This is a genomic window from Bacteroides sp. Phil13 (assembly GCF_001940965.1).
GTDB classification, from domain to species: Bacteria; Bacteroidota; Bacteroidia; order Bacteroidales; family Bacteroidaceae; genus Bacteroides; species Bacteroides intestinalis.
Map to the genome: position 1 here is coordinate 1 of NZ_MSHA01000057.1, position 20,212 is coordinate 20,212.

The 20,212-nt window shown below is 45.0% G+C and carries 9 protein-coding genes; all 9 read left to right on the forward strand.

Annotation, left to right across the window (positions count from 1 at the left end; all coding sequences use genetic code 11):
* The coding region (locus BWI44_RS11135) for a carboxypeptidase-like regulatory domain-containing protein (protein ID WP_286813471.1) at positions 1 to 301 on the forward strand (301 nt) is incomplete at its 5' end.
* Positions 302 to 309: 8 nt separating this feature from the next.
* Positions 310 to 3,075 (forward strand): SusC/RagA family TonB-linked outer membrane protein, encoded by a 2,766-nt coding sequence (locus BWI44_RS11140; protein WP_286813528.1) that lies wholly within the window; start codon positions 310 to 312, stop codon positions 3,073 to 3,075.
* A 44-nt stretch (positions 3,076 to 3,119) separates the two neighbouring features.
* The gene (locus BWI44_RS11145) at positions 3,120 to 5,219 is read left to right on the forward strand and encodes a RagB/SusD family nutrient uptake outer membrane protein (RefSeq protein WP_229036178.1); all 2,100 of its coding nucleotides are present in this window, start codon (positions 3,120 to 3,122) and stop codon (positions 5,217 to 5,219) included.
* 176 nt (positions 5,220 to 5,395) lie between these two features.
* Entirely contained in the window at positions 5,396 to 6,724 is a 1,329-nt protein-coding gene (locus BWI44_RS11150; RefSeq protein ID WP_195209251.1) for an oligogalacturonate lyase family protein, read from the forward strand.
* Positions 6,725 to 6,735: 11 nt separating this feature from the next.
* The gene (locus BWI44_RS11155) at positions 6,736 to 8,574 is read left to right on the forward strand and encodes a rhamnogalacturonan lyase family protein (RefSeq protein WP_195209250.1); all 1,839 of its coding nucleotides are present in this window, start codon (positions 6,736 to 6,738) and stop codon (positions 8,572 to 8,574) included.
* A 100-nt stretch (positions 8,575 to 8,674) separates the two neighbouring features.
* The gene (locus BWI44_RS11160) at positions 8,675 to 11,680 is read left to right on the forward strand and encodes a glycoside hydrolase family 2 protein (RefSeq protein ID WP_195209249.1); all 3,006 of its coding nucleotides are present in this window, start codon (positions 8,675 to 8,677) and stop codon (positions 11,678 to 11,680) included.
* Positions 11,681 to 11,712: 32 nt separating this feature from the next.
* Entirely contained in the window at positions 11,713 to 13,539 is a 1,827-nt protein-coding gene (locus BWI44_RS11165; RefSeq protein ID WP_138291516.1) for a rhamnogalacturonan lyase, read from the forward strand.
* Between the two features lie 2 nt (positions 13,540 to 13,541).
* On the forward strand, positions 13,542 to 16,901 hold the full coding sequence (locus tag BWI44_RS11170) for an exo-rhamnogalacturonan lyase family protein (RefSeq protein WP_229036177.1): 3,360 nt from the start codon (positions 13,542 to 13,544) through the stop codon (positions 16,899 to 16,901).
* 93 nt (positions 16,902 to 16,994) lie between these two features.
* Complete coding sequence (locus BWI44_RS22305; RefSeq protein ID WP_195209248.1) at positions 16,995 to 20,201, forward strand: alpha-d-galacturonidase; 3,207 nt, start codon at positions 16,995 to 16,997, stop codon at positions 20,199 to 20,201.
* The last annotated feature ends 11 nt before the right edge of the window (positions 20,202 to 20,212 follow it).

Below are 20,212 nucleotides of genomic sequence, written 5' to 3' on the forward strand. Positions count from 1 at the left end.
AGGAGCCGCCGCACAAAGCAAAACAGTTTCAGGTACTGTAATTGATCCGACCGGTGAACCGGTTATTGGTGCCAATGTTCTGGTTAAAGGCACTACTAATGGTGTCATTACTGACTTGGACGGTCGATTTACTCTTTCCAATGTACCTAATAATGGTACAATTTCTATTTCTTTTATAGGTTATAAAGACCAAGAGATTTCTGTTGCGGGAAAAACAAGCCTTCAAGTGACATTACAGGAAGACAATGCAATGTTGGATGAAGTAGTGGGGGTTATGGCGTTCAGAAGAAGAGCGACGTAACGGGTGCTATTGCCAGTGTTGGTGCCGAAACTCTAACCGCACGGCCTGTAAATAATGCATTTGAAGCATTACAAGGTAAAGCAGCCGGTGTGGATATTACCACTAGTGAACGTCCAGGAAAAGTCGGGGATATTCGTATCCGTGGTAACCGTTCTATTTCTGCCAGCAACACTCCCTTGTATGTTGTAGATGGTGTACCTTTAATGTCGGGAAGTGGTATTGAGACTTTGAATCCTCGCGATATTGAATCTATTGATATTTTGAAGGATGCGTCTGCTACGGCAATTTATGGTTCTCGTGGTGCAAATGGTGTTGTTGTTGTTACTACGAAACAAGGAAAAGATGGAAAGTTTAGTCTTAACTACTCTGGGACATTAACAGTATCTAATATTGTCGATAAACGCAAGTCCATGAATGCAGGAGATTATATCGATTATGTACGGTGGGCTTACTATAATTCTGCTCCTGACACATACGCTCACCCTAACTCTCCAACTATGGAAAATGATAAAGGATTTTTTGATAATGCGTTAGATAATGGTACAACGTGGGGAAATGTTTCCAAAGGCTGGGCAAATGGAACTTGGGATGCTTCTAAAGTTTCTACTACAGATTGGACTGATTTTGTTACACAAACCAGTTTGTCACATGAACATACCTTGAGTGCAAGCGGCGGTACAGAGAAAATGAATGCTTATCTCTCGTTTGGCTATTTGGATAATTCGGGAACACAAAAGGGACAGTGGTATAAACGTTACAGCAGTAAGGCCAGCATTAATCTGAAGCCAACCAAATGGATACAATTATCTGCCTCTATAAATGCTTCTTGGAGTGAGCAAGATTATGGTATGTCAACATTAGGCGCACCGTCAAGCTCTGTATCAGATGCCCTTTACGGTCGTGCGAAGGCTTTGACAAGCATTGCTGTTCCGTATGACGCTGACGGTAATATAGTATTACAGCCCGGCGGACGTAACAATACCTATACAATTATTGATGAATGGGATAAGTCAACCCAGCAATCACAAACATTCCGTGCTTTGGGTAATTTCTCTGCAACTTTAGACTTTGGCGAAATGTGGTCTCCACTTCAAGGTCTCCGCTATAAAATAGCCTTTGGACCTGACTATCGCAACTGGCGTGAGGGAGTATTTCTGGATGAAACTTCTGCCAATCGTGTCGGTAACGGCAGCTATGCACGTTTACAAAATCGCCGTGACTTTTCATGGACCTTGGATAATATGGTTATGTTTGACCGGACTCTTGCAGAAAAGCATAAGATTGGCGTGACATTGTTGCAGACAGCTTCTTCATGGAATTATGAAACCTCAGCCATGGCTGCTAAATATATTGCACGTCCTTCTTATTTGTGGAATGCCTTTGGTACAGTAGATTTAGCAGATGAAAAGAGCGATGCTTCAATGAGTTCAGGATTGACAGAACGCCAACTAGAATCGTATATGGTTCGTTTGAATTATGGTTTTGACGAACGTTATTTATTGACTGTATCCGGTCGTTGGGACGGTGCTTCTCAGTTATCAGAAGGAAACAAGTGGGACTTTTTCCCTTCTGCTTCATTAGCATGGCGTATCAGCCAAGAAGATTTTATGAGTAATACCAGCAGTTGGCTTGATAACCTGAAGCTTCGTTTAGGATTTGGTGTAACAGGGAACTCTGCGGTAGATCCTTATTCCACATTAGGTAAAATCCGTTCTATCCTCATTCCATTTAGTGATGGCAACTATACTGCCTATACTACTAATGAGCCTTTCTATGCAAAGGAATCATTGGAAATGGCTAATCCAGAGTTAGGTTGGGAGAAGACGACACAGATCAATTTGGGAGTTGATTTCGGCTTCCTAAATAATCGTATTAGTGGTAGCCTTGATGCTTATTGGAGCAATACTAATGATTTGTTGATGCAGACAAGCATTCCTACATTGACAGGATTTTCAAGTACTTATGCTAATATTGGTAAAACGAAAAACCGTGGAGTTGAACTGACTTTGAACTTTATTCCGATTCAGACGAACACTGGTTTCTTATGGGACTCTAATTTTAACGTCGCATGGCAGAAGGATGAAATAGTAGAATTGGCATATGGTAAGAATGATATGGTAGCCAACAGTTGGTTCATTGGTGAGTCAATAGGTGTCTATTATGGATATGATAAAGTAGGATTGTGGCAGGATACACCGGAAGATCGTGCTGAAATGGAACTGTTTAACAAAAACGGACATAAGTTTGAACCGGGTTTCGTTCGTCCTGTTGACCAAAACGGAGATCATAAAATTGATGAGAAAGACCGCGTAATCCTAGGTAACAAGAACCCGGCATGGACAATGGGTTGGACAAATACTTTCTCATGGAAAAACATAGAGCTCAGTCTCTTTCTTATCGGACGTATGGGATATATGGTTGAAGCCAACAGCTATGGTTTGACAGGACAGGGGTCACAGGTGGAGGTCGATTATTGGACTCCGGAAAATACCGGTGCAGAATTTCAGAAGCCTTATTATAATGAATCGGGTGGCGATGCTTTCTCTTCCTTACTGGGGTATCGTAAAGCTTCTTTCCTTAAGGTACGCAACATTTCACTTGGTTATAATTTCCCCCAAACAATATGCAAAAGAATCGGATTGAATAATCTGAAAGTATATGCGCAAGCTATTAATCCGGGAAGTTTGTATCAATCAATTGATAAATATGATCTTGATGTGAAGTCCAGTAACTTCAACCGTAGTTTTGTGTTTGGCCTTGAAATAGGTTTTTAATCCAAGATTAAATTGATAGATAATTAACTTATAAAAAGAAAATAATGATGAATAAAATTAAGAATATAGGTTTGGGTCTCCTTGCATTGACAAGCATGACATTCACTTCATGTAGTGCTGATTTTTTGAAAGAAGAACTGACTACACAATATTCCACCGAATATTTTGATACGCCTGAAGGGCTTGAATCTTTAGCAGTCTCATTGTACGGACATATTCGTTGGCATTTTGCCTATGGATGGTCATTCTCTATAACCAGTTATGGTGTTGATGAGTTTACTAATGGAAACGACTTGACCAGTGAGCCTTGGAATACTTATGATGCCCGCCTTAATCCCGTAAAGTATAGCAAGGCGAATGGGGCATCGAATGACAACTGTGCTGCTCCCGGTGATTTATGGGATGAAATGTATTATGGCATTGCTTCTTGCAATACAATCATTGCAAAGGCAGAAAAGGTTTTCACAGACGTGACGCAGCGTAACCGCTGTCTGGCACATGCATATTTTATGCGAGGTTACAACTATTATCGTTTAGCCGCTCAATATGGCGGTGTCGTTTTGCAAACAGAACCGGCCGTAGGTGTAGTTCGTAATTTCACTCGTGCCAGTGATGAAGAAACTTGGGAACAGGTGATTTCTGACCTTCGCCAAGCATATAACTTGTTTAGTGGGGAAGAATTTACCTACGGTAAAGGAGTTACTTGGACAAAAGCTACTGCTGCCCATTTCCTTGCGAAAGCTCTTTTGTTCCGTGTATCAGAACGTAATGACGCATGGAATGAAAAATACAAAAAAAGTGACTTACAGGAAGCAGTGGATGCGTGTACATATGCTATAACAGCACGTGGAGGTAAATTAGCAGACGACTATAATGATTTGTTTGCTAAATTCTATAAGCCAAATTGCGAATATGAAGAATTAGATGAAATTTTGATGGCATGTCCTACGAATGGTTTATCTGGTACAGATGGACGTTTTGGCCAGCAGGCATATCCTTTATTTACTATGCAATTCTCAAACTTTGCACAATGGGTGAAACGTGGTCCGTGGGTTGGACTTGATTATCAGAGATGTCGTCCGACGGAGTATGCTTATTCCGTATTTGACCGTGCCAATGATGCTCGTATGTGGAAAACATTTAAAACTGTCTACGGTATTAATGTAATAGCAGATTCAGGAAAGGCAGCCGAGGAAAATCTACAATTGGGAGATCCAGCTATTGTTATGATTCTTAATACAAAAGATGATCATACTTATGATGGCTATACCTTTGGTAATGCAAAAAGTGGTAATCCGACATGGAGAGACGATAAGAAACGTTTGCCTGAAGGAGTAAATGGCAAATGGGCTCCTAATTCTTTAGTTCTTTATCAAAATGGGAAGTACGTAGGAGATACTTTTGGTAATGGTACTACCACTTCCAGAGCAAACTTCTTCTGTGGTATAAACAAAACAGAAGATGGTTCTCGTACCGGTGAGAAAGGAAATTCAAACCGTGATGTTATTATGGCACGATTAGGCGAAACTTATCTTTTACGTGCTGAGTGCTATGTACGCCAGGGAGAATACGGAAAAGCTATGGCAGATATCAATGTAGTTCGTAAACGCGCTGCCTGGAAAGATGGCGAGGAACGTTCTAATTACTGTGATGGAACCCAAGCTTTTGAAAATAACTCTTTATATAAAGAGTCAACTTCTGATGTAAAAAACTCGGATTATTATAAAGCGTATGCTAAATATAATACCTACTATCTTTCCAACCCTGACATGCCTCTAGGAACTAAAACTTCAACTGTAACTGAAATGGAACTGACATCATTCCCTTCAAACTTACCGGATGAAGATGAAGATATTCTTGCTTCTTTATCTGTTTCAGGCGATTATGCCCGTGCTCTTCATTTCATTTTGAATGAACGTACTCGCGAGTTGTTGGGAGAATGGCAACGTTGGGAAGATTTATCGCGTACAAATACGTTGGTTATGCGCACTAAAACATTTAATAATGAAGCTAAACCTTATATCAGTACAAATAAGCACGAACTTCGTCCTATCCCACAAACATTTATTGATGGTCTGTTAAATGAGGATGGTTCAAACTTGACTGATGAACAGAAAAAGGCTTGGCAGAATCCTGGATATTAATTAATAAGATTCGTAGGGAAGGGGAAACTTGAATGCAGTTTCCCCTTTTTTATATCAAAGGGGATACCTAAAATAAATATAAAACGTACAATTCACCATATAAATGGATGAAATTCTATTTTTATCAAGGTGGACGACGTCTAATTTTGTAGCATCAAATAAAAAAATGACATACTATGAGAAAGTTTTTTCTGCTCGTTACATTATTAGCCGGCTTCAGTAAAGCACTGTTTGCCCAATTTGGTAATTGCACTGCATCCGAAATGCAAACTTATACAGACCGTGAAACCGGAAACACCATTACCATACTTACCGACACTTTAAAGAATGACCGTTTCCTCTATCAGACAGACCCGATGTGGACACATGACGGAAAATATCTATTATTCCGGTCATCCAGTCGCGCAAACGATAAAAAGATAGAGCGTACCCTCCCAAATGGAGAGAAACGCAGTTGGACTCCCACACAGATTTATTTTATAGAAATGGCAACAGGCCAAATCATTCAGGCTACAGAAGGTCCTGATCTGGGTAGTGCATTCCTGGCCAATAAGAGCAATCGTATGTTCATCAGCCGAAAAGAAAAAGAAGACTGGAATATGTATGTAATGGATCTGGATAAGTTCTTTGCAGATGTAAAAAAAGGAAAGGTAGGAAAACCTACCGCCTATGAAACTCTTTTAGGTACTTTTCCCACAAGCATGGGACGTCCCGGAGGATATGCCATAGATTGCAACGATGACTATGCTTATATCACCGTAGAACGTGAAGGTACAGAAGAAGAAAAAGAACGCATGGCGAAAAATGCATTCTTACCGGAAAGTAATCAGCCGGTAAAAATAAAACCATCTCTTTGTGGCATCCGAAAAATGAACCTTGCTACCGGCGAAGTAACCAAAGTTATCGATACCGAATTTAAAACAGGGCACATACAGGCCAGCCGTTTCACACCGGGAGAAATCGTTTTCTGTAATGAAACCGGTGGCGATGCATATCAGCGCATGTGGTTCTGCACAGCAGACGGTTCGGTCTTCAAGCCTCTTTATAAAGAAACTCCATTAGACTGGGTCACTCACGAAACTTTTGTAACCAAAGACTATGTTTATTTCAACATCCTAGGTTTTCAGCCTCGCCTTCGTAAACAAGTAAGTGGTATTGCCCGTATCAATCTTCGCACCGATGACGTGGAATTAGTGGGTCAGGTAGAATTGGATAAAGACCGCAAAGCCATAGAAGGACAACTTACCGGACGGGGATTCTGGCATTGCAATGCAAGTCGCGACAATCGTTGGGCAGCTGGTGACACCTTCGGAGGAAATGTCTGGCTCATCAACGTACAGACCGGTCAACGCCATTGGTTGGTTTCGGATACCAAAATGAAACCGGATCATGCACACCCAAGTTTCAGTCCCGACGGCACAAAAGTACTTTTTCAATCCGGGCACTTCACAAACGGCAAGCGTTTGAATCTGATGATGGTTGATATAACTTCATTCAATAACTAAAAAAGAAAGCAATGAAAAACAGATATTTACTCCTCTGTACTTTGTTAATCGGTACAGCCGGTAGTTTACGAGCCCAAGATTTACGTGAACGTACTTACTACTATGAGATTCTGGAACCACGACATGAGCCGAAGCCTGAAGTAAATGGTTTTGCAACCGAACGAATAAAAGAGCACTTGAACAGAGGACTGGCGGCAACCCCTGCCATGGATGGAAAAGGCATATATCTTAGTTGGAGATTGTTGGAACAAGATGATGCAGATGTGTCCTTCCATCTATATCGTACTGCAAATGGCAAGACGGAACGTTTAACCAAATCTCCGGTAAAATCGACTTGTGATTTCATAGATCAATCTCCTGCAAATGGAAAAGCATCTTATTGGATCTGCGCATTGGATAAAAAGAAAAAAGTGATCGACACATCTACTAAAATAGAAGTGGAACTCCCATCATTGAAGAATTATCAATCAATCAAACTTAATAGAAATATAAAAGCCGGCAAGATAGCTGTTGCCGATTTAAATGGAGACGGGATTTATGATTACATCATCCGCACGCCGGATAAAAATGTAGACCCGGGAATGCCGGGCACTTTGGGTGGAGAAACTTATCAAATTGAGGCTTATCTGAATGACGGTACTTTTTTGTGGTCTAAAGACCTGGGACAAGGTATAGAACCGGGCGTATGGTATTCTCCTTTTATCGCTTACGACTTCAATGGAGACGGCAAAGCTGAAATAGCATTAAAGACTGCTCCTGAAAATTCAAAACGCAATGAAAAAGGACGTGTAGATTCAGGTGAAGAATACTTGAGCGTATTGAATGGCATGACTGGAGAAGAAATAGTCCGCGTGGATTGGCCTGAGCGCAATGACAGATATGGAAATCTTGTCCGCCAGAATCGTAATCAGATAGGTATGGCATACCTGGACGGGAAGACACCTTATATATTAGCTTGTCGCGGGACCTATAAATTGATGGTTGTAGATGCCTGGCAATTAAATAGCAATAAATTGGAACGCGCCTGGAGATGGGATAGCGATGAAGAAAACCCTATAGTAAGAAGTATGGGATCACATAACATGATTTGCGGAGATGTGGATCAGGATGGAAAAGATGAAATACTCTTAGGTTCATGCATGCTTGATGACAATGGTACACTATTATGGTCTACCGGATTAGGACACCCGGACAAGATTTATCTGACAGATATTGACCCGAATCGTCCGGGAATGGAAGTATTTCTATGCTTGGAACCTTGGCATGACAACGGCCGTGGAGTTTGTGTGGTAGATGCAAAAACCGGACAACCCGTTTGGAACATCGGTCGCAAAACGTTCCATGTGGGTGACGGAATGGTTGCCGACTTCGATCCTACTCATAAAGGACTGGAATGTTTCGCAAGTGAAGACCGTAAAGGAGGAAGTACGGACAAATACTTACTTTCTGCAAGTGGCCAATGCTTAGGCAAGAACGAAGATGTACCTTCCTGCCGAAACTGGGCATGGTGGGACGGAGATTTATTGCGTGAAACATTTAAAGGAGATGATAACCGGTGGGGAGCAAACTCTTCTTCTAACGGAAAATCTTTAAGCATTATAAAATGGAAAGGGGAATCTCTTACAGAAGGTATTGAAGGAGATATCCTGATGATTGCCGATTTATATGGCGATTGGCGTGAAGAGATCATCACAGCCCTACCGGGCGAAATTCGTATTTACACAACGAATATCCCTGCCAAAGACCGTCGTGTAACTTTAATGCAGGATGCGATATACCGGAATTATGTAGTACATCGTTCTATGGGTTATCCACAGGCACCTGTACCTTCTTACTATTTAGGAGAATAAATAAGATAATTTTGAATGATAATCTATGCAAATGAATTTTTGTCTATAGAATAAGGGGAACTTTACGCTAGTTTTGCTCCCCAAAATAAATTAATAAACCATGAGACGTAGAATCCTTTTATCCCTTTTGGCTTTTATATCCATAAGCCAGTATGTAGGAGCATCAGATGCTCGCAATAAATATAACTTCAATTCCGATTGGCTACTTTCCGTTGGTGATATTCCTGAAGCCCAACAAGTACGCTTTCAGGATACGGATTGGAAAAAAGTCACTTTACCCCGTGCTTTTAATGAAGATGAAGCTTTTCGCTTAAGCATAGACCAGTTAACAGATACAGTGATGTGGTATCGTAAACACTTCCGTTTACCCGCTGGCAGTAAAGATAAAAAGGTATTTATAGAATTCGAAGGTGTCCGCCAAGGAGCTGATTTCTACATTAACGGTCAATATCTGGGGCTGCACGAGAATGGTGCGATGGCTGTTGGTTTCGACTTGACTCCTTATATAAAATACGGACAGGAAAATGTAATAGCCCTCCGCATTGATAATGACTGGAACTACAAAGAACGCGCTACCGGCACCAAATATCAGTGGAGCGACCGTAACTTCAATGCTAATTATGGTGGTATTCCTAAGAATGTATGGCTACATGTTACAGATAAATTATATCAGACTCTGCCTCTATACAGTAATCTGCAAACCACAGGTGTCTATATCTATGCGGAAGATATTCGTGTAAAATCCCGCAAAGCGGTAATCCATGCGGAATCCGAGATAAAGAACGAGTACAAACGTGCCAAGCAAGTGGCCTATAAAGTTGAGTTGATAGACCGTGACAGTAAAACAATCAAAGTATTCGACGGTACTCAGACTTTAGTGAAACCCGGAGAAACAGTAACCTTAAAAGCAGCTGCAGAAGTGGACGGTTTACATTTCTGGAGTTGGGGATATGGCTACCTGTATACCGTAAAAACAAGTTTATGGGCAGACGGTAAAAAGATAGATGAAGTAGCTACCCGGACAGGTTTCCGCAAAACTCGCTTTGGGAAAGGTATGATATGGCTGAATGATCGCGTAATCCAGATGAAGGGATTTGCCCAACGTACCAGCAATGAATGGCCGGGAGTAGGAATGAGCGTTCCGGCATGGCTGAGTGACTATAGCAATGGATTGATGGTGGAAGATAATGCCAACTTGGTTCGCTGGATGCATATCACTCCATGGAAACAGGATATTGAATCGTGTGACCGCGTGGGACTGATCCAGGCAATGCAAGCCGGTGATGCAGAAAAAGACCGTGAAGGACGCCAATGGGGACAACGGACTGAACTAATGCGTGATGCTATCATTTACAACCGTAATAATCCGAGTATCCTGTTTTACGAATGTGGAAATGAGTCTATCAGTCGGGAACACATGATAGAGATGAAAGCGATACGCGATAAATATGACCCTCATGGTGGCCGTGCCATCGGTTCACGTGAAATGCTTGATATCCGCGAAGCCGAATATGGCGGAGAAATGCTTTATATCAATAAGAGTAAACATCACCCGATGTGGGCCATGGAATATTGTCGCGATGAAGGATTACGCAAGTATTGGGACGAATACTCTTACCCCTATCATAAGAATGGAGAAGGGAACAATTCTTTCAGATCCGCTGCAACCAATAAAATCCAGAAGAAAGTAGACGCACGCGCTTACAATCATAATCAGGATTCATTTACGATAGAAAATATAATTCGCTGGTTCGACTATTGGCGTGAACGCCCGGGAACCGGGGATCGTGTTAGTTCAGGTGGAGTAAAGATCATCTTCTCTGATACCAATACTCATTTCCGCGGGGTAGAAAATTATCGTCGTAGCGGGGTAACTGATGCCATGCGCATTCCCAAAGATCCTTTCTTTGCGCATCAGGTGATGTGGGACGGTTGGGTAGATATAGAAAATCCACGTATCCATATCATTGGCCATTGGAATTATAAAGAAGGTATAGTGAAACCGGTCTATGTAGTTTCCAGTGCAGAGAAAGTGGAATTATTCCTGAATGGAACATCCTTAGGATATGGTAATAGAGACCACCATTTCTTATATACTTTTGAAAACGTAGCATTTGCAGCCGGTAAATTGGAAGCAGTGGGCTATGATGAAAACGGAACAGAATGCTGTCGCACCCACTTACAGACAGCCGGTGAACCGGAGCAAATAAAGTTGAGCCTGATTCAGAGTCCTAATGGATGGAAAGCAGACGGTGCAGATATGGTATTGCTTCAGGTAGAAGTAATGGATAAAGATGGCAGACGTTGTCCGTTGGCCAATGACCTGATACATTTCGATGTGGAAGGACCTGCCGAATGGCGTGGTGGTATCGCACAGGGAAAAGACAATTTTATTCTTTCAAAAGATTTGCCGGTAGAATGTGGTATCAACCGCGCACTCATCCGCTCTCTGACAACTGCCGGTACAGTTCGCGTGACTGCAAAAGCCGAGGGTTTAAAATCTGCTGAAATCAGCTTCTCATCATCGCCCATAGAAGTAAAAGATGGATTAAGCAGATATATCCCCGGCAATGAACTGGAAGGCAGATTAACCCGTGGAGAAACTCCATTAACACCTTCTTATAAAGATACGAAAGTAGATGTTGGCATCTTATCTGCTGTCGCCGGTGCAAATAATGAAAGCACTATCAATAGTTTCGATGATAACGAATTGAGCGAGTGGAAAAATGACGGAAGGGCAAATACAGCCTGGATCACTTACCAATTGGAACGTGCCGCACGGGTGGATGAAGTTTGCCTGAAACTGACCGGATGGCGTTTGCGCAGTTATCCGCTGGAAATCTATGCAGGTGACGAACTGATCTGGAGTGGAGAAACAGAAAAAAGTCTGGGATATGTTCATTTGAAAGTAAAACCTGTATTGACCAACGAGATTACCATTCGCTTGAAAGGAGCCAGCAAAGAAGGGGACGCCTTCGGACAAATAGTTGAGGTAGCTGCTCCCGTCGCCAATGAACTGGATTTATATAAAGCTAAGGATGGAGACAAAACCAGGCACGAATTACGCATTGTGGAAATAGAGTTTAAAGAAAACTTATGGCAATAAGGTTGAATTGTTATATAAAACACTGGGTTATTATGTATATACTCCTGCTTTGCGGGAGTATATATGCTTTTTCTCAACCTTACACAGGAGAAAAGCTATCAAGAGGTCTGGTCGGAATCCCTACAGACAAAGGAATGTACTTCAGCTGGCGCATGACGCTGGATGATGCACCCGGTTTGCAGTTCGACATCTATCGAAGCACCAATGGAGGAGCAGCCATAAAGCTGAATAAGGAACCAATTAGTAAGACCGCTGATTTTCAGGATGAAGATACTGATTTTAAAGCTACTAATCACTGGATACTGAAAGCTGATAATAGAGAAGTAGCCACCTGGACACATTCGACAGAAGAGGAACTACACCCCTATTTAAGTATTCCAATCCGGAAACCGGAAGATGGAGAAATCGCAGGCGAACATTTCTTTTATACAGCCAATGATTGCAGTGTAGGAGATCTGGATGGTGACGGTGAATATGAAATCATACTGAAATGGTCACCTTCCAATTCCAAGCGCCCTCCGCAACGTGGCTTTACGGGAAATACTTACCTGGATGCGTATAAAATGGATGGAACATTGCTTTGGCGCATTGATTTGGGACCGAATATCCGTTCAGGAGCAGCCACAACTAACTTCCTTGTCTTTGATTTTAATGGAGATGGGCGTGCCGAAATCTGTTGCAAAACAGGAGACGGAACCGTGGATGGAACAGGACATACTATCGGTGATAACCAAGCAGATTGGAGAACATGGAACAAAGAGAGTCCGACCTATGGGAAAATAGTCAATGGGCCGGAATACCTGACTGTGTTTGATGGTAAAACCGGAAAAGAATTAGATACCAAAGAATACATTCCTCCCCGCTATCCCATAGACGGATGGGGAGGCATCGGCGGTAACTGTGGTAACGATAATACCGGAGGACGATCCGACCGTTTCACTGCAGGAGTCGCCTTTCTGGATGGTAAGACACCTTCACCCGTTATGGTCAGAGGATGGTATGGACGTACTGTAGTCTGTGCATGGACATTCACCAACTCAACTTTGAAAAGCATCTGGACTTTCGACAGTGCCGCCCCCGGTTTGGAGGGATATTCCGGTATGGGAAATCATAGCGTGACAATAGCCGATTTTGACGGAGACAGTTATGATGAGATCTGCGTGGGAGCTATGACAGTAGACCATGATGGAAAAGGCCTCTTCACAACGGGACTGCGCCATGGAGACGCCCTGCATGCCGGACGTTTAATCCCTTCGCGCCCTGGTATGCAAGTATTCGGCGTACATGAGAACGAAGGGGATAATGAGATTGTCAAGCGAACTCCTGCCGTAGCCATGTTTGACGGAGCCACCGGAGAAATCATCTGGCAAGATGGGTTAGGCGAAGATGCCGGACGCGGAGTAGCAGCCGACATCGATCCACACTATGAAGGGGCAGAATGTTGGTGCAACATCGGTGGCTTACGAAGAGGAGATACCGGAGAATTTATCAGTGATAAGAAACCGAATTCCTGCAATTTCACAATCTATTGGGATGCCGATCCGTTGGCAGAGTTATTAGACCATGTCTCCATCAGCAAGTGGAATTGGCAAACGGAAGAAACTGAACTATTGCTGAAAGCCGAGGGAGTAGTTTCCAACAATGGCACCAAAGGGAATCCCTGCCTGTCCGGAGATGTTCTGGGAGATTGGCGCGAAGAAGTTATCTGGGCTTCAAAGGACCAAACAGAACTGCGCATATACACAACAACGATACCTGCCACCGATAGGCGCCCGACATTGATGAACGACCGTCAATATCGTCTGGCTATCGCTTGGCAAAACGTAGCATATAATCAACCACCACACACAAGTTTTTAATCATGATGAAAAGAAACAGATTCCGTACTTGTTTGTGCCTTTCATTTTTCTTTCTGTCTTTACTACCATTGAAGGCACAGGACAATCAGGTTTCCGGCTTAAATGCCCGCCAGTTTCACAAATACTGGAAAGTGGAGTCAGAATCGCCCGATTACAAAGTAACGTTCCGGGGAGATACAGTTGAGATTGTCTCCCCAAAAGGGCTGACTCTCTGGAGAAAGGAAAAGATGAGCGGCAAAGTCACCATTGAATACGATGCCTGCGTAGTCAGTGAAACGGGAAAAGACCGCCTGAGTGATTTAAATTGCTTCTGGATGGCTTCTGACCCGAAACATCCGGACAACTTATGGAAACGCGAGAAGTGGCGCAACGGAATATTCCTGAACTGCTACTCCCTGCAACTTTATTATCTGGGATATGGCGGAAACCACAACTCCACTACACGCTTCCGTCGCTATGATGGTAATGAAGCAGGTATCACCGATCCTCAGGCTCGCCCTGCGGTCTTAAAAGAATATACCGATGCAGAGCATTTACTGAAAGCGAACCACTGGTATCATATTAAAATTACGAACGAGAATAATAGGGTTAGTTATTATATAGACGGAAAGCGTCTGGTGGATTTCAGGGATGCCAAGCCACTGACTGAAGGTTGGTTTGGCTTCCGTACCACCCTATCGCGTACCCGCATTACCAATTTCCGCTACGAGTGCTCACTGCAAGAAACCTCCGCTGTGCCTTTGCAATGGATCGGCAGCACTCCCGAAATGGACAAAGCGGTCAGCTTCGGTGTGCCTTTTGAGAAAGGCAAAATCTCTCCTGAAAGCACATTACAGTTAATCACCGTAAATGGTGAAAACATACCAATCGACACTTGGGCGCTGGCCTACTGGCCGGACGGTTCGGTGAAATGGAGCGGAGTAGCAGGCGTTATCCCTGCCGGAACAGAGGGGGCGACACTTGAACTAGCAAAAAAGAAGTCGGTAAAAAAGGCAAGAACAACAAATCCCAACGATCAAGCATCCGTTTCCGTCACCGAGACGCCACGAAACATTTTGATAGAAACAGGAGTGATTTCGGCCTACATTCCCCGCCAGGGCGAATTCCTAATAGACAGTCTGCTATATAAAGGGGTGAAGGTGGGCGAAAAAACACGCCTGATATGTAGCACACAAAGCACGCCCATTCTTGAAAGCACTTCGCAGGTATCTTTCAGTAACTATGTGAGCGAAGTGAAATCAGCAACGGTAGAGCGTTGCGGCGCTATACGTACGCTGATAAAACTGGAGGGCGTACATAAGAATAAAGACGGACGCGAATGGCTACCCTTTGTGGTACGTCTCTATTTCTATAGTGGAAGTGAACAGATGAAGATAGTACATAGTTTCCTGTTCGATGGAGACCAGAACCAGGATTTCATTCGTGCCTTGGGCATCCGGTTCGACGTACCTATGCGCGAAGCGCTTTACAACCGCCACATAGCCTTCTCCTGTGCTGACGGTGGAGTGTGGAGCGAACCTGTGCAGCCATTAGTAGGGCGTCGTGTGCTGACATTAGGCGATGCGGCGAACAGGAACTCCGGCCGGGATGTGACAGATAAAAATGCCAGCAAGGATAAGGAAGCCTCCCTGCAACAACAACAGATGGAAGGGAAACGTATCCCGCCTTATGAAGCTTTTGATGAAAAAAATCGCTCACTGTTGGACAACTGGGCATCGTGGAACACCTACCGCCTCTCTCAGCTCACTGCAGATGCTTTCTCCATCCGTAAACGGGCCAATGACACAAATCCCTGGATAGGCACCTTCTCCGGCACGCGCAGTGAGGGATATGCTTTTGCCGGCGACGTCAGTGGCGGATTGGGGCTTTGCCTGCACGACTTCTGGCAGTCTTATCCTTCGGCCATCGAAATCTCCGAGACGAAGGCTCCCGTAGCTACCCTTACCGCCTGGCTATGGAGTCCCGATGCCGAGCCCATGGATTTACGCCACTACGATAATGTAGCGCACGATTTAAACGCCAGTTACGAGGATGTTCAGGAAGGCCTGAGCACACCCTATGGAATTGCCCGTACTACTACACTCACCCTGATCCCGCAGGGAGGATATGCCGGGAAGAAGGCTTTTGCCGACCGTGCCAAGCAACTTTCGGAACCAGGTGTGTTGATGCCTACTCCCAAATACCTGCACGCACAGCAAGCTTTTGGCGTCTGGAGCCTTCCAGATCGCAGTACTCCATTCCGCAGCCGGGTGGAAGATCGTCTGGATGCCTATATTGACTTTTACAAAAAGGCCATCGAACAGAACAAATGGTATGGTTTCTGGAACTACGGTGATGTCATGCATGCGTATGATCCTGTTCGCCACACCTGGCGATACGATATCGGAGGCTTTGCTTGGGACAATACAGAACTGGCCTCCAATATGTGGCTTTGGTATAATTTCCTGCGCACAGGGCGTGCAGACATTTGGCGCATGGCAGAGGCTATGACCCGCCATACGGCCGAGGTAGACGTCTACCACATAGGGGAGAATGCCGGATTGGGTAGTCGTCACAACGTCAGCCATTGGGGATGTGGTGCCAAAGAAGCACGCATCAGTCAGGCTGCCTGGAATCGCTTCTACTATTATCTCACTACGGACGAACGCTGTGGGGACCTCATGACCGAGGTGAAAGACGCCGAACAGAAGCTCTATACCCTAGACCCTATGCGCTTGGCACAACCACGTAGCGAATATCCCTGCACCGCCCCTGCCCGCCTGCGCATTGGTCCCGACTGGCTGGCATATGCCGGAAACTGGATGACGGAATGGGAGCGCACCCGCAATGTAGCTTATCGCGATAAAATCATCACTGGCATGAAGAGTATCGCCGCCCTACCCAACCGGATTTTCACAGGTCCTAAAGCGCTTGGCTTTGATCCTGCAACCGGCATCATCAGCAGTGAGTGCGACCCCAAACTGGAAAGTACCAACCACTTAATGAGTATCATGGGCGGCTTCGAGGTGATGAATGAAATGCTCCGGATGATTGATCTGCCCGAATGGAGAGATACTTGGCTGGACTATACGGTGCGCTACAAACAGAAGGCATGGGAGCTAAACCGTAGCCGTTTTCGCATTTCACGTCTGATGGGCTATGCAGCCTATCATACACGTAACCCGGAAATGGCAAAGGAGGCTTGGACGGATTTGTTCACAAGACTTGAGCATACGCCGGCACCGCCTTTCCGCATCACAACCCTACTTCCGCCCGAAGTGCCCGCCCCGCTGGACGAATGTACCAGCATCAGCACAAACGATGCCGCCCTGTGGAGCCTGGATGCCATTTACATGCAGGAAGTAATCCCCATGGACGAATGATTTGCACGATTTTCCATATATATTGCATAGTATTCTATGGAAATATTTCGTATTAAGCCGTATTTTTGCAACTAATGAAAAACAAAATATATCATGAAAAAACCTTGTTTTAAATCCTTGGCCGGCATAGCTGCCATTGCAGTGATTGCGCTGGGATTATCGGGCGCCATGCCCGCCCCGAAATATAAGACTGTCACCGTCAACGCACCTTTCGCCATGGAGCCGATAAAGGAATTTATTTTCCCCAACCGTGATTTTTCCATCGCAAATTATGGAGCAGTAAAAGGAGGGAAAACGATAAATACAAAAGCCATCGCTAAGGCCATCAAGGCATGCAATCGCGCCGGTGGCGGCCGTGTCGTGATTCCCGCCGGCGAGTGGCTTACAGGCCCCGTACACCTAATGAGCAATGTGAACCTGCATTTATCCGACGGTGCCATACTGCGCTTCACAGACAATCCAGAAGACTATCTGCCTGCCGTGATGACGTCATGGGAAGGTATGGAATGTTACAACTACTCTCCTTTGGTGTATGCTTTCGACTGTGAAAATGTAGCCATCACCGGAACCGGAACACTGCAGCCCATCATGGACACGTGGCGCAAGTGGTTCAAGCGACCGAAACCTCACATGGACGCGCTGGCCGAACTCTACACCATGGCCTCAACGGATGTTCCGGTAGAGAAAAGACAGATGGCGAAAGGAGAAAATAATCTTCGCCCGCACCTGATACACTTCAACAGATGTAAGAACGTCTTGCTCGATCAGTTTAAGATTCGTGAAAGCCCCTTTTGGACGATTCACTTGTACATGTGCGATGGCGGTATTGTTCGCAATCTGGACGTATATGCCCACGGGCACAATAACGACGGTGTCGATCTGGAAATGAGCCGCAACTTCCTGATAGAAGATTGTAAGTTCGACCAGGGAGATGATGCAGTTGTCATCAAAGCCGGGCGCAACCAGGATGCCTGGCGGCTGGATACCCCGTGCGAGAATATTGTGATACGCAACTGCGACATCATAAAAGGACATACATTACTGGGCATCGGCAGCGAAATGTCAGGCGGCATACGCAACGTATATATGCACGATTGCGCAGCACCAGACTCCGTGTTCCGCCTCTTCTTTGCCAAGACCAATCACCGCCGGGGAGGTTTCATCGAAAACATCCACATGGAGAACGTAAAAGCAGGCAAGATGCAGCGTGTACTCGAAATTGATACGGATGTACTCTACCAATGGCGTAATCTGGTGCCCACTTACGAGGAGCGTATCACCCGCATCGACGGTCTGTACATGACTAACGTGACCTGCGAACGTACCGAGGCTATCTACGATCTGAAAGGTGATGCCAAACTGCCTGCAAAGAATGTCGTTATAAAGAATGTACATGCCGATGAAGTTACGAAATTCATCAAAAACGTACATAACGTAGAGAATGTAACGGAAGAGAACGTGACGTACGGCCACTTCCGCAATGCGGCGAACGCTCCGGCCTATGATTATTCAAAGCTGCAAAAGGAAAAGTTGGGTCGTGGTGTAGTAGCCATCCGTGAGAACCCGACAGAAGTAGCTGTTTCCTGGAGATACCTCTCGTCCGACCCCGAGAACACAGCGTTCAACCTCTATCGGGACGGAAAGAAGATAGCCGAAGTACCTGCTACTACGGGAACCTTCTACCGAGATGCCTATAAAGGAAAGAAAGCAGCTACGTACACCGTAAAACCCGTTGTAAACGGTGTGGAAACAGGGCACATTGAGGGCAACTATACACTGCCGGCGAAGGCACCCATAGGATACATCAATATCCTGCTGGACCGTCCGGCGGATGGGGTCACCCCTTCGGGACAAGCATTCACCTATATACCCAATGACGCCTCTATTGGTGATGTCGATGGGGATGGAGAATATGAGATTATTCTGAAATGGGATCCATCGAACGCACATGATAATGCCCATGATGGCTATACTGGAAATGTCCTTTTCGATTGCTACCGATTGACGGGTGAACGACTCTGGCGTATTGATATGGGACACAATGTCCGTGCAGGTGCGCACTACACTCAATTCATGGTATATGATTTCGATAGCGACGGCTGTGCGGAGATCATCATGAAGACTTCTGACGGGACTATCGACGGACAAGGCAAAGTGATCGGGGATGCCGCAGCCGACTATCGCGAACCGGGTACCCCTGCCAATCAAGGTCGCATCCTGAAGGGTAATGAATACCTCACCGTCTTCAATGGACGCACAGGTGCCGCTATGCAGACTATCGATTATGTTCCTGCACGCGGAAATCTAGCAGATTGGGGAGATAACCGCGCCAACCGAAGCGACCGTTTCCTGGCAGCTGTTGCCTATCTGGATGGCATCCATCCCAGTGTAGTGATGTGCCGCGGATATTACACCCGCACTGTACTTGCAGCTTTCGACTGGAATGGAAAAGAACTGAAACAACGTTGGATATTCGACAGTAACACCCCGGAATACAAAGCTTATGCAGGACAAGGCAACCATAACCTCCGTGTAGCAGATGTAGATGGGGATGGATGTGACGAAATTATATATGGCTCCTGCGCCATCGATAATAATGGGAAAGGGCTTTACTCTACCGGAATGGGACACGGAGATGCCATGCATCTGACGAAGTTCTCGCCCGACATGCCCGGACTTCAGGTTTGGGATTGCCACGAAAATAAGCGCGATGGTTCCAGCTTCCGCGATGCAGCAACAGGAAAAGTATTCTTTCAGGTGAAGAGCGGAATAGACGTAGGCCGTTGTATGGCTGCCGACATCGACCCGACGAACCCCGGCGTGGAAATGTGGTCGTGGGAATCGAAAGGGTTACGCAATATCAAGGGAGAAGTCGTCAATCCCGATATCAAAACATTCTCTGTCAATATGGCTGTGTGGTGGGACGGCGATTTACTCCGTGAGTTGCTGAACAAGAATGTGGTATCCAAGTACGATTGGGAAGCCGGCGTCTGCAAACCGCTCGTCACATTCGAAGGTGTTGTATCAAACAACGGCACCAAAGCAACTCCCTGCCTGCAAGGCGATATTCTGGGTGACTGGCGCGAAGAAGTACTGCTACGCACAGAAGACAATACGGCACTACGTCTCTATGTATCACCCATAGCAACTGATTACCGTTTCCATACTTTCCTGGAAGATCCGGTTTACAGGATCAGTATTGCTACACAAAACGTAGCATACAACCAACCGACACAACCCGGTTTCTATTTCGGACCTGATCTGAAAGGAATTTTCAGAGGATATGAATTTAAAAAGTAATTATATAATGT